The organism is Actinomadura chibensis NBRC 106107 (genome assembly GCF_001552135.1).
Lineage (GTDB): Bacteria > Actinomycetota > Actinomycetes > Streptosporangiales > Streptosporangiaceae > Spirillospora > Spirillospora chibensis.
The window spans coordinates 1-14,920 of record NZ_BCQP01000050.1; the positions used below are offsets into that span (position 1 = coordinate 1).

At 72.3% G+C, this 14,920-nt stretch carries 13 protein-coding genes; 7 read left to right on the forward strand and 6 right to left on the reverse strand.

Annotated features, from left to right (window positions below):
* Positions 1 to 217: 217 nt before the first annotated feature.
* Positions 218 to 373 (reverse strand): hypothetical protein, encoded by a 156-nt coding sequence (locus ACH01S_RS27880; protein WP_157406321.1) that lies wholly within the window; start codon positions 371 to 373, stop codon positions 218 to 220.
* Positions 374 to 1,035: 662 nt separating this feature from the next.
* Here ACH01S_RS27880 and ACH01S_RS27885 point away from each other — a divergent pair.
* Entirely contained in the window at positions 1,036 to 1,479 is a 444-nt protein-coding gene (locus ACH01S_RS27885) for a hypothetical protein (protein WP_148344410.1), read from the forward strand.
* Positions 1,480 to 1,578: 99 nt separating this feature from the next.
* Here the strand turns inward: ACH01S_RS27885 and ACH01S_RS27890 are convergent, their stop codons facing one another.
* Positions 1,579 to 2,121 (reverse strand): PraA/PraB family alkane oxidation protein activator, encoded by a 543-nt coding sequence (locus ACH01S_RS27890; RefSeq protein ID WP_157406323.1) that lies wholly within the window; start codon positions 2,119 to 2,121, stop codon positions 1,579 to 1,581.
* A gap of 204 nt (positions 2,122 to 2,325) precedes the next feature.
* Positions 2,326 to 3,294 carry a suppressor of fused domain protein gene (locus ACH01S_RS27895; RefSeq protein ID WP_067897892.1) on the reverse strand — a complete coding sequence of 323 codons (969 nt, stop codon included), beginning with the start codon at positions 3,292 to 3,294 and terminating at the stop codon, positions 2,326 to 2,328.
* A gap of 90 nt (positions 3,295 to 3,384) precedes the next feature.
* Between ACH01S_RS27895 and ACH01S_RS42695 the strand changes: the two genes are divergently transcribed.
* The gene (locus ACH01S_RS42695; protein WP_148344430.1) at positions 3,385 to 4,404 is read left to right on the forward strand and encodes a tellurite resistance/C4-dicarboxylate transporter family protein; all 1,020 of its coding nucleotides are present in this window, start codon (positions 3,385 to 3,387) and stop codon (positions 4,402 to 4,404) included.
* Here the strand turns inward: ACH01S_RS42695 and metH are convergent.
* The 3 genes from metH to ACH01S_RS27910 all read right to left on the reverse strand — a co-directional run bounded on the left by metH (position 4,289) and on the right by ACH01S_RS27910 (position 9,722).
* The gene (gene metH, locus ACH01S_RS27900; protein WP_067897895.1) at positions 4,289 to 7,888 is read right to left on the reverse strand and encodes a methionine synthase; all 3,600 of its coding nucleotides are present in this window, start codon (positions 7,886 to 7,888) and stop codon (positions 4,289 to 4,291) included. The genes ACH01S_RS42695 and metH overlap by 116 nt on opposite strands.
* Positions 7,889 to 8,077: 189 nt before the next feature.
* Complete coding sequence (locus tag ACH01S_RS27905; RefSeq protein WP_067897898.1) at positions 8,078 to 8,464, reverse strand: DUF6221 family protein; 387 nt, start codon at positions 8,462 to 8,464, stop codon at positions 8,078 to 8,080.
* 58 nt (positions 8,465 to 8,522) lie between these two features.
* Positions 8,523 to 9,722 (reverse strand): glycosyltransferase, encoded by a 1,200-nt coding sequence (locus ACH01S_RS27910; protein WP_067897901.1) that lies wholly within the window; start codon positions 9,720 to 9,722, stop codon positions 8,523 to 8,525.
* A gap of 129 nt (positions 9,723 to 9,851) precedes the next feature.
* Here ACH01S_RS27910 and ACH01S_RS27915 point away from each other — a divergent pair, with 129 nt between their 5' ends.
* From ACH01S_RS27915 to ACH01S_RS27935, 5 genes are read left to right on the forward strand one after another with little or no spacing between them, the layout of a single operon-like run.
* Positions 9,852 to 10,241, forward strand: coding sequence for a DUF1257 domain-containing protein (locus ACH01S_RS27915; RefSeq protein WP_067897904.1), 390 nt, complete (start codon positions 9,852 to 9,854; stop codon positions 10,239 to 10,241).
* Positions 10,242 to 10,245: 4 nt separating this feature from the next.
* Positions 10,246 to 10,449: a DUF2997 domain-containing protein gene (locus ACH01S_RS27920; RefSeq protein WP_067897907.1), complete on the forward strand. Its 204-nt coding sequence runs from the start codon at positions 10,246 to 10,248 to the stop codon at positions 10,447 to 10,449.
* On the forward strand, positions 10,440 to 11,015 hold the full coding sequence (locus ACH01S_RS27925) for a 4Fe-4S single cluster domain-containing protein (RefSeq protein ID WP_255220351.1): 576 nt from the start codon (positions 10,440 to 10,442) through the stop codon (positions 11,013 to 11,015). Before ACH01S_RS27920 ends, ACH01S_RS27925 begins: the two co-directional genes overlap by 10 nt.
* Positions 10,999 to 12,543, forward strand: a complete 1,545-nt coding sequence (locus tag ACH01S_RS27930) for a Ycf46 family AAA ATPase (RefSeq protein ID WP_067897913.1) — start codon at positions 10,999 to 11,001, stop codon at positions 12,541 to 12,543. Before ACH01S_RS27925 ends, ACH01S_RS27930 begins: the two co-directional genes overlap by 17 nt.
* Entirely contained in the window at positions 12,540 to 14,912 is a 2,373-nt protein-coding gene (locus ACH01S_RS27935) for a WD40 repeat domain-containing protein (RefSeq protein ID WP_067897917.1), read from the forward strand. Before ACH01S_RS27930 ends, ACH01S_RS27935 begins: the two co-directional genes overlap by 4 nt.
* Positions 14,913 to 14,920 lie beyond the last annotated feature (8 nt).

A 14,920-nucleotide genomic window follows, 5' to 3' on the forward strand; every position in this document is an offset into this window, starting at 1 on the left:
CGGGAAACGGCGGCCCGCGGCCGCATCGGCCAATGTGGTGTAGCCGTAAAACGACCGCTTGGCCATTGCGCGGTAACTCGGACTTCCCGCGTCGGCGCGGAGCAGGCGCAGTTGTACGGCGAACGCCGAGATCGGCCCCGCGTCCGGGTCGAGCGGATTCTCTGGTCGTGGCATGAGCGGACCCGTCAGGATTCGCCTCGCGGACGGACCGCGCGATTCAACGGCTCACCGACGGGCAGCGGAGCTGAGGCTCGCCGCCCAGCAGAACGGCGAGCTGCGCCGCGACCGACGCGCAGTAAGCCGCGACGGCGGTGGCCTGGTACGGGTCGAATCCCCGCAGCACGAGAATGACGATCACAATGACGAGCGACATCGTGATCCGGGCCTGGCGGGCAGGCTGAAGCGGGGGGACGGTAAGGCACATCGATGCGTCCGCCTTTCGGACTGTCTGTTGATGGCTCGGGCGGTGTTCGACGAGTCACCGGGCGCGGTATCGCCTCACCGCGGTTGCCGCCGCGGAAGGCCCGGCCCGTCACTCGTCCCATGCCACATGGTTGCGGACTCCCTTTGACGACGGGAAGCATTCGGCTCGGACACGTTGTTCGAAATCTGAACGACCGCTCCGGATACCGCTCGCCCGCCATCCCTGTCAAGACGTCATTGTTCGAATATCGCGCCGGACACACGCAGACGCTCATGCAGCCGCACGTACGACGCCGGGCGAAAGACAACTTGAAACAACGGGACAAGCGGCACCGGATCGCACATTCGCGCAGCTCACCGCGCCTTCTCGCGATCTCGTGCCGGACCGGACGAGCATCCGGCGGTCGAAGGGCTTGCCGGACGGCGCCCCGGCGCACTTACCTTTGGGGTTGCGCTCTGGCACGGCGGCCGGCCGAAGCCTGCGCCCCATGACCCAATCGATGCGTCCGTCTGATGGCTCGGGCGGGACCGATTGGCACGAGGTGGCCTCCCGTTGCCGCGGGAGGCCCCTCACTCCCCCGCCGAATCCCCGGACGTAGCAGAATGCCGCGCGTGGACGAGTTGTCGGCGCGGCTTGAGCATCTGATGTCCGGATTGAACTTCGTGACGACCTTCGTCCTGCTGCCCCTGCCCCCGGGCACGTCATTGGACGATGCAGAGGCGGCGATCGCAGAGGAATACCCGGAGGCCGAACTGACCGGACCGAGGCGCACGGACGCCACCGAAGTGTGGGAGGAGATCGACCACGCCTTCGCCTACCGCGGCGACCCGTCCGACGGAAGCGGAATGGACCTGGCCGCCGCCCAAGAGTCCGAACTGCGCGAACTCCAGGACCGCTACCGCACCCACGTCCGCGAATTCATCAACCCGGAGTCGGTCGTCTACGCGGGCGGCTGCCGCGGCCTCCCCGGTTACCCGGTCTTCTGGGGCTACACCCTTCTGATCCTGAACCCCACCCGCAATGGCCTCCTCCTCTTCGCCGCCGCCTCCGACTGACCGCTCAAGGGAAATGGGCAACGGTCACGCGCCACGATCTCGGACAACGGAAGGCCGGGGCCTCGGGCCCGGCCTTCGTTTTCGGGATGACCTCGCCCGTCACGGGTTCAGTGGCGCGCCGTCGGTGGTGAAGACGTTCTCGGCCAAGGCGTTGAAGCCGAGCCGGGACGGCCCCTGGCATCCGGAGGTACGCCTGTCCAGGGCTCCCCCGATGCTGTAGACGCCGTCGAAGCTGCGGGCGCCTTGGAGCGCGCCGGTGTAATGGCAGGTTCCTTGCGGTGTCGCGAGATTCAGGTCGACGCCCTCGATGGTGAGGGCCGCGCTGGAATCGAGTTTCAGCGTCCAGGGCAGGGCGGGCGACACGGAAACGCCGCTGTCGCAGTTGAAGGAGAACGCGTCGATCCCGGCTTCGCCGCCATTGCCGGTGCCGTTGTCCACGGTCACGCGGCCGGAGAACTGGTTCGAGCACAGGGCGAGCCTGGCTCCCGTGGCGGCGTCGCCGAAGTCGTTGGAGCCGAATCCGCCGACCGGCGCGCCCACGGGCGCGAAGGCCCAGGCGGGCGCGGACAGGGCCGTCCCGAGCAAGGTCGCCGCTCCAAGCGCGACCACGCCGCGACGTACGCACCTTCTGGTGAGGTTCACGGTGGTTCCTCCATCGTCGCAGGAACGCCGCCGCGCACCGATGGGAGTCTTCCGCGTCCACGGCGGCCTTTTCCTGACCACGTCCCAGAGTGCTTTACGGTTCAACAACCCGTCCCGAGGCTCGAATCCTCACCCGAAAGGGCTGCGGCGTGTCCCGGTCACGGGGAGGAGGGGCCGTGACCGGGACACGCCGCGCCGGAAACTTCAGGCGATGACGTTCACGGTCAGGGCGTCGACCGTGTAGCGGCCCGGTTCGGGACGGACGGCGGCCGCGATCGCGTGGCTGACGGCGTCCGGGAGCGTGATCTCCAGCGCCTGCCCGGTGTCGTTGTGGGTGACGGCCCCGCCGGGGAGGAACACGATCGGCTGGTCCGCGCCGCGCAGGATCAGCGGGTTGCCGTGCGGGACGCGGGCGGGCAGCACCCGGGTGAACTGCGGCACGTGCTCCGCGCCGAGTTCGAGCGAGACGCCGTCGGACGTGTCGACGTCCAGCCGGTGGAAGAACAGGAAGCCGGTGCCGGAGCCGTCCCGCCGGGAGCCCTCGCGGACGGCGTTCGCGACGCCGGGCACGTCGGCGAGCGACAGCCGGTCCATGTTCGTCAGGAGGAGCGGCAGGTGCGGCGCGAGCGCCGTCATGAGGCCCTCGACGTGCCACGACTGGGCCGCGTGCAACTCGTCGGTGGTGATGCCGACGAACTGGAGGAACGCCACCTCGCCGAGGGGCGTCTCGGCGCGGCCGAGCTCGGGGTCCAGGACGAAGCCGCCCGCGCGGATCGCCGAGCCGGGACGGTCGGGGTCGATCGGGTTCGGGAACTCGATGTAATGCCCCGCCTCGAAGTCGTTGCCGCTCTTCGCGACATACGAGGCGAGGTTCTCCAGATGGCCCATCGCCCAGTTCGGCGCGGCCGTCTCCCCCGGCAGGCGCGGCACCCGCAACGTGAACTCGTAGCCGCGTTCCTCGAATGGCGCGGTCAGCGCGTAGCCGATGAGGTGCCAGTGCGGGACGGGCTCATTCCGCGGATAGACGGCGATGGTGTTCGTGACGAACTGGCCCATCGGCATCGGGCCCATGGGACGGTAAGGTGTCGGCGCGTCCCATTCCAGACGTTCCGCGTCCCCGTAACGGTCCTTGAGCGCGGCATCGATCGCATTCCAGCCCTCGACGTTGAGCATCCATTTCCTTTCCGAGTCGGCCACGTTCCCTTTCCGACGCATCCTTCCCGATCTCGGTTCGCGATGGAGCGGAATGGCGGGTACAAGGGGATGGTGAGCGGTGGGAGAGGGGCCGGGGTCCCCTGGGGAGCCACGGTGATGGCCACGGGCATCGTGTCCATCGCGCTGCGCCTCGCGGGGTTCGGGTGGGCGTGGCGGACGCTGGCCGCGACCGCGGCGGCGTTATGGGTCGTGCTGGCCGTGTCGTTCGGCCGGTCGATCACCGGGGACCCGGCGCGCTGGCGGGACGAGGCGTCCGCCCCGGCGGTGCTGACCAGCGTCGCGGGCACCGGCGTCGTCGGGGACACGGCCGAGCTCGCCGGGCACGCCGCGACGGCGGCGGCCCTCCTCGGCGTCGCGACGGTGCTGTGGGTCGTGCTGCTGCCGCGCGTGGTGCGCGGGCTGAAGCGTCCGCTGCCCGGCGCGGCGTACCTGGTGACGGTCGCGACGCAGTCGGTGGCCGTGCTCGCCGCGATGCTGGCGGCGCGGCCCGGCCCTGGATGGCTGGCGTGGCCCGCGGGGGTGCTGCTCGGCGGCGGGCTCGCCCTGTACTTCGTGGTGCTCGCCCGGTTCGACCTCGGGCAGGTCGCCGCCGGGGCGGGCGACCACTGGGTGGCGGGCGGCAGCCTGGCGATCTCCACGGTCGCCGCCGCGCGGGTCACCGCCGCCGCGGGCCCGCCCGCGCGGGCGCCGCTGGAAGGGCTGACGCTCGCCGTCCTCGCGGCGGTGCTCGGCTGGTACGCGGTGCTGGCCGTGTTCGAGGCCGCCCGGCCAAGGCTCCGCTACGACCCGCGCCGCTGGTCGACGGTGTTCCCGCTGGGCATGACGGCGACGTGCACGATGACGGCCGGGACCGTGTGCCGCGTCCCGTGGCTGGTCGGCCTCGGGAAGGCGCTGGTCTGGCCGGCCGTCATCGCGTGGGCCGTCGTGTCGGTCGGCGCCGTGCGGCGCGGTCTCAGGAGGGGTCGTAGGCCAGGTTCGGCGCCAGCCAGCGTTCCACCTCCGCGACCGGGAGGCCGCACCGGGACGCGTAGTCCTCGATCTGGTCCCTCCCGACGCGGCCGACCGTGAAGTAGCGCGACTCCGGGTGCGCGAAGATCAGGCCGCTGACGCTCGCCGCCGGGGCCATCGCGTACGACTCGGTGAGCTTCATGCCGAGGCGGCCCGCGTCCAGGAGGTCGAAGAGCCGCTGCTTCAGGCTGTGGTCGGGGCTCGCCGGGTAGCCGAGGGCCGGGCGGATGCCGCGGAACCGCTCGGCGTGCAGGTCCTCCAGGGCGGGCTCGGCGCCGGGCTCGAACCAGGCGCGGCGGGCCTCCAGGTGGACGTACTCGGCGAACGCCTCCGCGAGCCGGTCGGCCAGCGCCTTCACCATGATCGACTTGTAGTCGTCGTTCTCTTCCTCGTACTTGGCGGCGAGGTCCTCGGCGCCGAGGATCGTCACGGCGAAGCCGCCGAGGTGGTCGCCCGCCGGGGCGATGTAGTCGGCCAGGCAGCGGTTCGGGCGGCCCTCCGGCTTCTTCGTCTGCTGGCGCAGCATCGGGAACCGCAGGTCCGGCAGGACGATGTCGTCGCCGTCGGAGTGCGCGGGCCAGAAGCCGTAGGCGCCGCTGGCCTCGAACGAGCCGTCCGCGACGATCTGGTCGAGGAGGGCGTTGCCGTCGTCGAACAGCTCGCGCGCGACGGGCTCGTCCAGGATCGCCGGGTACTTGCCCTTCAGCTCCCAGGCCAGGAAGAAGAACTGCCAGTCGATCATCTCGCGGATCGCGGCCAGCTCCGGCTGGACGACGCGGACGCCGGTGAAGTCCGGGACGGGCAGGTCGGAGAAGTCGACCTCCTCCCGGTTCGCCCGGGCGCGGTCGATGGTGAGCAGCGGGCTGCGCTGCCGGTTCTCGTGCTGCTCGCGCAGCTTGGCCTGCTCGGCGCGGTTGCTGACGGCGAGCGCGGCGGCGCGGTCCTCGTCGAGGAGGTCGGAGACGACGCCGACGACCCGGGACGCGTCCAGCACGTGCACCGTCGTCGCCTCGTAGGCGGGCGCGATCTTCACGGCGGTGTGCTGGCGCGAGGTGGTGGCGCCGCCGATCAGCAGCGGCAGCTTCAGGTCGCGGCGCTGCATCTCGGCGGCGACCGCGACCATCTCGTCCAGGGACGGGGTGATCAGCCCGGACAGCCCGATCGCGTCGGCGTTCTTGGCGATGGCGGTGTCGAGGATCGTCGCGGCCGGGACCATCACGCCGAGGTCGACCACGTCGTAGTTGTTGCAGCCGAGGACGACGCCGACGATGTTCTTGCCGATGTCGTGGACGTCGCCCTTCACCGTCGCGAGGACGATCTTGCCCTGCCCGCGGTCGGAGGTGAGGCGCCCGGCGGCGAGCGCCTCCTCCTTCTCCCGCTCCATGAACGGCTCCAGGTAGGCGACCGACCGCTTCATCACGCGGGCGCTCTTCACCACCTGCGGGAGGAACATCTTGCCGGACCCGAACAGGTCGCCGACGACCTTCATGCCGTCCATCAGCGGGCCCTCGATCACGTCGAGCGGCCGGGCGGCCTGCTGCCGGGCCTCTTCGGTGTCCTCCTCGATGAAGTCGATGATGCCGTGCACGAGCGCGTGCGTCATGCGCTCGCCGACGGGCGCGTCCCGCCAGGACAGGTCGACCTCGCGCTTGGTGCCCTTGCCCTTGACGTTCTCGGCGAACGACACGAGCCGGTCGGTGGCGTCGGGACGGCGGTCGAACAGGACGTCCTCGACGAGTTCGAGGAGGTCGGCCGGGATGTCCTCGTAGACGGCGAGCTGCCCGGCGTTGACGATGCCCATGTCGAGCCCGGCGCGGACGGCGTGGAACAGGAACGCCGAGTGCATCGCCTCGCGGACGACGTCGTTGCCGCGGAACGAGAACGACAGGTTCGAGATGCCGCCGCTGGTGCGCGCCCCCGGGCAGCGCTCCTTGATCCGGGGCAGCGCGTCGATGAACGCCTTGGCGTACCCGTTGTGCTCGGCGATGCCGGTCGCGACGGCCAGGACGTTCGAGTCGAAGATGATGTCCTCGGCGGGGAACCCGGCCTCCTGGGTGAGCAGGTCGTAGGCGCGTCCGCAGATCTCGACCTTGCGGTCGGCCGTGTCGGCCTGGCCCCGCTCGTCGAACGCCATCACGACGACGCCCGCGCCGAAGTCGCGGATGCGGCGGGCCTGTTCGAGGAAGGGGCCCTCGCCCTCCTTGAGGCTGATCGAGTTGACGACGCCCTTGCCCTGGACGGCCTTGAGCCCCGCCTCCAGGACGCTCCACCGGGAGCTGTCGATCATGATCGGGATGCGGGCCACCTCGGGCTCGGTCGCGATCAGGTTGAGGAACGTCGTCATCTCCCGCTCGCTGTCGAGCAGGTCGGCGTCCATGTTGACGTCGAGGAGGTTCGCGCCGCCGCGCACCTGCTCCAGCGCCACGTCCACGGCGCCCTGGTGGTCGCCCGCCTCGATCAGCCTGCGGAACCGCTTGGACCCGGTGACGTTGGTGCGCTCGCCGATCATGACGAAGCCGGTGTCGGGGCCGATCTCGAACGGCTCCAGGCCGCTGAACCGGGACGCCCGCCCCGGCCGCGCGATCTCGCGCGGGGCCTTGCCGCGGACGGCCTCGGCGATGCGGGCGATGTGCGCGGGGGTCGTCCCGCAGCAGCCGCCCGCGATGTTGACCATGCCGGACGCGGCGAACTCGCCGAGCTTCGCCCCGGTCTCCTCGGGGGTCTCGTCGTAGCCGCCGAACGCGTTCGGCAGGCCCGCGTTCGGATGGCTCGCGGTGTAGGTGCCCGCGAGGCGCGCCAGCTCCGCGACGTGCGGGCGCAGCTCGTCGGCGCCGAGCGAGCAGTTGAGGCCGATGACGAGCGGCTCGGCGTGCTCGACCGAGCGCCAGAACGCCTCGACGGTCTGGCCGGACAGCGTCCGGCGGGAGATGTCGACGAACAGCGAGATCCACAGCGGCAGGTCGGGGGCGACCTCGCGGGCGGCGGCGATCGCGGCCTTGGCGTTCAGCGTGTCGAAGATCGTCTCGATCAGCAGCAGGTCGACGCCGCCCTCGGCGAGGCCGCGGATCTGCTCCGCGTAGGCGTCCTTGACCTGGTCGAACGTGACGGCGCGGAACGCGGGGTCATCGACGTCCGGGGAGATGGAGAGCGTGACGTTGAGCGGGCCGACCGAGCCCGCGACGAACCGTCCGCCGAACTCGTCGGCGGCCTGGCGGGCGAGCCGCGCGCCCCGCACGTTCATCTCGTGGACGAGGCCCTCAAGCCCGTAGTCGGCCTGGCCGATGCTCGTCGCGGTGAACGTGTTGGTCGTCGTGATGTCGGCGCCCGCGTCCAGGTACTGGCGGTGGACGTCCAGGATGACGTCGGGACGGGTCAGGTTCAGCAGGTCGGGGTCGCCGGTGACGTCCTTCGGATGGTCGTCGCCGATGCGGTCGCCGCGGTAGTCGGCGGGGGCGAGCCCGGCGCCCTGGAGCATCGTGCCCCAGGCGCCGTCCAGGACGGCGATCCTGCTGTCGAGAAGGTCGCGAAGGTCGTTTCCGGTCATTTTTTTCGAGCACCTCCCATTGACGTGGGAGGCGCCCTTGTTACGTGGTCCGGTTCGCGGGGCCGAGCGTGGCGGGCGGTGGACGCCCGTTGCAGCGCCTCTCGGCTCCCCCACCGAGATTACAGGCCCCGCGTCCGTTGTGTCAGGCGCGTCCCGCATCGATCAGAGCGTCGCCAGTGGCGGACGCGGTCAGGGACGCCATTCCTGCTGGTAGGCGGGATGGGTCGCGTACGGGAGCGCCAGCAGGCGCAGGACGTTCTCGCGGACGGCCTGCGCCGCCTCCAGCTCCGGGGTCCGGTGGCCCTGGTCGAGGACCCATGCCTGCTTCTCGTAGTCGTCGACGATCCGCCGCCTGACCGCGACCTCGGCGAGCGTCCTGGACGGATGGTGGCGGGCGATGTGCTCGGCGTAGGCGCCGGTCTCCGCCCGCGCGACGGCGACGGCCTCCCCGGCGCCGGGCCCGGGGTCGGCCTCGACCCGCCCTGACGGCGCGGCCCTCCACGCGTGGCCGGTGCAGTCGCGGGCTATCCGCTCGTCCCTGTCGAGCCGGGCACGGAGGAACTCCACCAAGTCCATGGAGCCATCCTGCACGCTGATCCGACGGGATGACCCCGATGTGTTCCGAATAGTGGGATCACCGGGGGCGCGGCGGCCCGGCGGGGGTCAGCGGGGCGCGGCCCTTCCAGGGGGTGCCCTCTCCCGTGTAGTGCCTGCGGGCGGAGTCGACGGTCATGGCCGCGTACATGAGGGCGACCAGGGGGAGGGCCGGGGCGCGCAGCGGGGAGAGGCCGTAGAAGCGGAGCATGGGGACGTAGGTCAGGGTCATGATCGTCCAGGCGAGGGCCCCGGCTCCGGCGGCGAGCACGGCGGGGGCGGCGGGGGCGGCGGGGGCTCCGCCGCCGAGGGCGAGCGCGGCGAGGCCGGCGAGCGTCGCGGCGGGCGGGACCGCGTAGGTGAGCAGGAGGGCGAGGACCGTGCCCGCCAGCAGCGGCGGCGAGTACCTGAGCTGGTCGTAGGCGCTGCGGGCGACCATCGTCCACAGGTCGGCGAGGCGCGGGTAGGGGCGGCGGCTGGCCACGTCGCGGGACAGGTCGAGGCGGCAGCGGCCGCCGGAGCGCTTGACGAGGCGGCCGAGCGCGACGTCGTCGATCAGCGCGCCGCGGATGCGGCCGAGGCCGCCCGCGCGGTCGAGGGCGGCCCGGCGGACGAGCACGCAGCCGCCCGCCGCCGCGGCCGTGCGCGCCCCGTCGCGGCTCACCCGGCGGAACGGGTAGAGCTGCGCGAAGAAGTACACGAAAGCGGGGACGATGGCGCGTTCCCAGGCGGTGTGCGTTCTGAGCGTCGCCATTTGGGAGACGAGGTCGCGTTCGCCTTCCGTGGCGGCGCGCACCAGTTTCTTGAGGGCGCCCGGGCCATGGGCGATGTCGGCGTCGGTGAACAGCAGGAATTCCGGGTCGCCCGCCGCCCGGACGCCTTCGGACATCGCCCACACCTTGCCCGCCCATCCGTCCGGGCGTTCCGCGGCGGGGACGATGAGAAGCCTTTCCGTGGCGAGGCGCCCGGCCGTCTCGGCGGTGCCGTCGGTGCTCGCGTCGTCGACGAGGACCACGCGGAAACGCCCCGGGTATTCCTGCGCCAGAAGGGTCGGCAGCGTCTCCGGCAGGACGGCCGCCTCGTCCCGGGCCGGGACGACCGCGACGACGTCCGGCCATTCCGGCGGGTCGGCGCCGCCGTCCGGAAGACCGGGTCCGGTGCGCCAGAACCCGCCGTGGCCGCACGCCAGGTACAGCCATCCCGCGAGCGCCGCCAATGCCAGGATTCCCACGACCACCACGTCCGGCAGCGTCGCATCGCGGGCGGCGCCCGTCCATGAGGCGCGGCGGCGGGATGTGCGTCGAATGACCTGTCCGTGCCGATCAACCCGCAATATGCTGGCCCTGGTCGCGGATTCCCGGAGGGGCGGATGTCTCATTTCACCAAGGTGCGGACCCGGCTGGCCGACGGCGAGGTGTTACGCCGGGCATTGGCGGAGATGGGGCACACCGTGGAGCCCGCCGGGCGCGGAGTGCGCGGATATCTGGGCCGCCGGACGAAGGCGGAGTTCAAGATCCGGCCGGCCGGCGGCGACCACGAGATCGGTTTCGCCCCGTCCGACGAGGGCTATGTGCTGGTCGCCGACTGGTGGGGAATTCGCGGGCTGCGGGAAGAGCCGTTCGTGCGGGACCTGAAGCAGAAGTACGCGCTGGTGAGCACCCTGTCGACGCTGGCGGAACGGGGATTCGAGGTCGACCGGCGGAGCGTGGACGAGAAATCGGGGGACATCAGGGTCGTCCTCCGGCGAGTGGCGGTGTGAGGGCGTGGACGAGACCGTCGAAGTGACCATCAAGAAGGACGGCAGCGTCGAGATCCATGTGACCGGCGTCGACGGCATGGCGTGCCTCGCCACCACCGAGGAACTGGTGTCGCTGCTCGGCGGCGAGGTCGAGTCGCAGGAACTCACGGCCGAGGCGTACAACACCGCCGAGGAAACGCAGGAGCAGCAGGACCGGTTGTGGCATTGACGGCTTGGCGGGTTCACGCCGTCCTTTCGCGGAGTTCCGCCAATGGCCCGGGGACGCGTTTCGTGGTGTGGACGCAAGGGTGCTCGCTGGGCTGCGAAGGCTGCTTCAATCCCGAGACGCACGGCGCGGGCGGTGAGCCGCGCGACGTCCGGGACGTGGCGGCCGAGGCCCTCGGCGTGAAAGAGGACGTCGAAGGCGTCACGGTGTCAGGCGGCGAACCGCTGGAGCAGCCCGCCGCGCTGCGCGAGTTCTGCGCGCTGGTCAGGCCGTCCGGGCTCGGGATCGTGGTGCTGAGCGGATTCGCCAGGAAAGAGATCGAGGCGAGCCCCGAAATGCTGGCGGCGGTCGAGAACGCGGACATGGTCGTCGCCGGGCGCTACAACCGGCGGCTGCACATCGCGGCCGGGCTCCGGGGGTCGTCCAACAAGGAGTACTGGGCGATCACGCCGCGCTATTCGGCGGACGATTTCGCGGCCGTCCCGGAGAGCGAGGTCGTGATCTCCCCGGACGGGACGGTGGCGGTGACGGGCATGCACGGATGGGGAGACGATGAGCGTCCACGATGATCTGAACCTGTACCTGCGGGCGCGGGTCCCGATGATCGTCCTCGTGACCGTGGAGGAGCGGCGGGCGCTGGAGGTGCTCAACGAGGTGCGGGTCGGGCGGGACGCGTCCGCGCGGTCCGACCTCGTGATGTGGGACATCGCGCGCGGCCTGACGTCCAGGGACGGCCGCTCGCTGCCGACCGCCGCGTCCCCGGACGCCGCCCTCGACAAGATCGCCGAGATGGCGCGCGGCAACCCGAACCGCAAGGACCTCTACGTCCTGAAGGACTTCCACGAGTTCTGGCACAAGAGCCCGGCCGTCAAGCGGAAGCTGCGCAACCTCGCGCACGAGCTGGTGTCGACGTACTCGTCGCTGGTGGTCACGACGCATTCGGCGGACGTCCCGGCCGAGCTCGGGGACGACGTCGTCGTGCTGGACATGCCGCTCCCCGACCTGCCGGAGCTGCGCGCCGACCTCGACGCGCTGATCGCGCAGACCAAGGTGGAGTGCGACCTGACCCAGCACGGGCGGTCGCGGCTGGCGCAGGCGGCGCTCGGGCTGACGGCGGCGCAGGCGCGGCGGGCGTTCTCCAAGGCGATCGTCCGCGACAAGGTGCTGGACGAGATGGACATCCCCGCCGTCCTGGAGGAGAAGAAGGCCGTCATCCGCGCGTCGCAGGCGCTGGAGTACTACTCCTCGGAGGACACCCTCGACGACGTCGGCGGCCTCGAACTGCTGAAGGAGTGGCTGACGCTGCGCGAGAGCGCGTTCGGCGAGGAGGCCGCCCGGTTCGGGCTGCCCGCGCCGAAGGGCATGGCGCTGATCGGCATCCCGGGGACCGGCAAGAGCCTGACCGCGAAGATGATCAGCGGGCTGTGGCGGCTGCCGCTGCTGCGGCTGGACGTCGGCGCGCTGTTCGGGTCGCTCGTCGGGGAGTCGGAGGAGCGGCTCCGGCTCGCCCTGAAGATCACCGAGGTGGTCTCGCCGTGCGTGCTGTGGATCGACGAGATCGAGAAGTCGATGGCGTCGGGCGGCGGCGACGGCGGGACGTCGCAGCGCGTGTTCGGCACGATCCTCACCTGGATGCAGGAGAAGACGGCGCCGGTGTTCGTCGTCGCGACCGCCAACGACGTCGGCGCGCTGCCGCCGGAGACGCTGCGCCGCGGCCGGTTCGACGAGGTGTTCTTCCTCGACCTGCCGACCGACGAGGAGCGCCGCGAGATCTTCACCGTGCACCTGCGCAAGCGGCGGCGCGACCCGTCGGCGTTCGACGTCATGCGGCTCGCCCGGCTGTCGGACGGCTACGTCGGCGCGGAGATCGAGCAGGCGATCGTCGACGCCATGCACCGGGCGTTCGCGGACGGCCCGCGCGACGTGACGACCGACGACATCGCGGCGGCGATCGGGCGGCTCGTCCCGCTGAGCAGGTCGCAGCGGGAGCGCGTGGAGGACCTGCGGGCGTGGCTGCGCGACGGCCGCGCCCAGTCCGCGTCGTTCGCCGAGGCGACGACGGCCGCCGAGAACCAGGTCCGGCTGGAACTGGCGTGAGCCGGGCCGCCCGGGCCGCCGCGTCGGGCGGGCGGGGGCCGTGGGCCCGGTGGGCCTGGTGGCGGCTGTTCGCGGCGGCCGAGCGCGGCGACCCGGCCGCGCGGGCCGGGGTCGCCCTGGTCGCGGGCACGCCGGGGCACCGGCGCGGCGACCGGGCGCGGGAGGCGGTCGCGGCGTGGTGGGCGGAGAGCCGCGACCCCGCGATGCGCTGGGCGGTCCTTGAGACCGGGGCGGTCGGCAGGGCGGAACCGGCGCGGTCGCTGACGCTCGCGCTCCTCGGCCGCCTCGGCACCGACTGGACCCCGTACGACGTCCACTGGGCACGGCGTCTCCTCACCGACGCCGACCCCGGCGTCCGGGAGGGGACGGCCGAGTTCTGCCGGGAGGCGTCGGGCGCCGTGCTCCAGGCGCTCTGGGCCATCGCGGCGGAGTCGCCGCTGTGGCACGTCCTCCGGCAGAACGGCACACCGCCGCCCGGTCACGCGCTGGACGCCCTTTGGGACGAGTGGGTGCGGGAGCCGTCCGAGTCGCTGTGGGAGGCGCTGCGCCGCTGGGGACGTCCCGCGACCGGCGGGAACGCCGAGGCGCTGAGCGTCATCGCGCTGGAGGACGACCTCCGCGCGCCGATGGCCGACCCCAGGTTCCGCCAGGCGTTCATCACCGCGCTGACGCTCGGCGACCACCCGCTCTGCGGGATCGCCGAGGCCAAGGCCGCGCGGCTGCTGGACCTTGAGTTCACCGAGGAGATCTGCGCGCGGGCGATGGAACGTCCCGACCTCGTCTGGTTCTGCAAGAAGCACAGGCTCGCGCCGAAGGACCAGGTGCGGCGCGCCCTGTTCTTCCTGCTGACCGGCCAGGTGGAGCAGCACCGGGCGCTCGACCCGGACGGGAGCCTGCTCTCCCTCGCCTACACCTCCGCCTCCGACGACCAGCGCGCCCGCGCCCGGGACGCGATGCTCGCCGAGGGCGACCTCGACCTCGTCCGCGTCATCGTCGGCGACGACCGGCGCGCGCGGATCCCGGACATGCCGCCCGAGGAGGTGCGCTACCTCGCCGGGCAACTCGCCGCGCGCCGCGACTGGGACGGCCTCTGGGCGCTCGTCCAGGACGTCCCCGTCGAGACCGGCGTGGAGCTGTTCCGCCTGTTCGACGGCTGGACGCCGCGCGACGCCGACGGCCGCCGCCTCTTCGAGATGTACATGGAGACCGACCCGGCGACGGTGGCGACCGCGCTGGAGCACCTCAGGCCCGACTGGCAGCCGGTCGTCCTGCGAGCGAGGTTCCTCTTCCACGGGCGGGTCAACGACGTGTCGTTCGCGCCGGACGGCCCGTTCCTCGCCGCCGCCGGGACGAACAAGGTCGCGGGCGTGTTCGACCTGCGGACGGCGGAGCTGGTCGAACGGTACGACGGGTTCAACTCGTCGGTGGGGCGCGTCCTGCACATCGGCGGCGGCACGCTGGTCGCCGGGGAGCGCACCAACCGCGTCGACCGCGAATGCCGGGTGCTGCGCTGCGCGGACGGCGACGTCCGCGTCCTGCACACGACGCCCGGCTCCATCACGTCGCTGACGGCGCGCAGCGGCGACGGCGCGTTCGCGGGCGGGACGCGCTCGGGCGAACTGCTGCTCGGCGCGCCGGGCGGGGAGGCGGTGGAGGCCCGCCCGGTCGGCGCGCTCGGGATGGGGCGCGGCCGGTGGCCCCGGTCGGTGGCGGCGCACACCGCGTCCGGGCGGCTCGCCGTGGTCGGCCGGCGGCTCGTGGTGTTCGACCCGGCGACCAGCAGGGGCCCGGTCGTCCCGGACGAGGCCAGGACGGCCGCGCGGGCCGCGTTCGTCGACGCCGACACGCTGGTGTACGCCGACCTGTCCGGGAACGTGACACGGCTGCGGTGGGACGGCGGCGTCCCCCGGCCTGCGCCGCGCGCCCGGATCCCGGGCCTCGGCGGGCTCGTCGCGCCGTCCGGGACGGGCGAGCCGATGCTCGTCGACCAGTCCGGCGACCTGCACTTCCTCGACCCGCTGACGCTCGCGCCGACGGGCGGGCACCGGGCGCCGCACCGGCGGGCCCCGACCAGCCTGACCGTCTCGCCCGGCGGCGACTTCCTCGCGGTCGGCGACGCGGCGGGCCACACCGACCTGTACGACCTGCGCGTCCGGCAGGTGCCGCGGATCGTCCGGCGGCCGGTCGTGGACCTCGTGCCGAAGCACCTCGGCATCGCCCGGACGGCCCTCGCCGACCCGGCGGCGAGCGCCGCGGCGCGGGCGCTGCTCCGGCTGCTGCACGCCTGCCTGGAGCACCGGTTCCGGTTCGACGTGGAGATCGGGGACGCCGTGGCGCTCGCGGCGGGCGAACACGACATCAGCCTGTGAGGGGGACG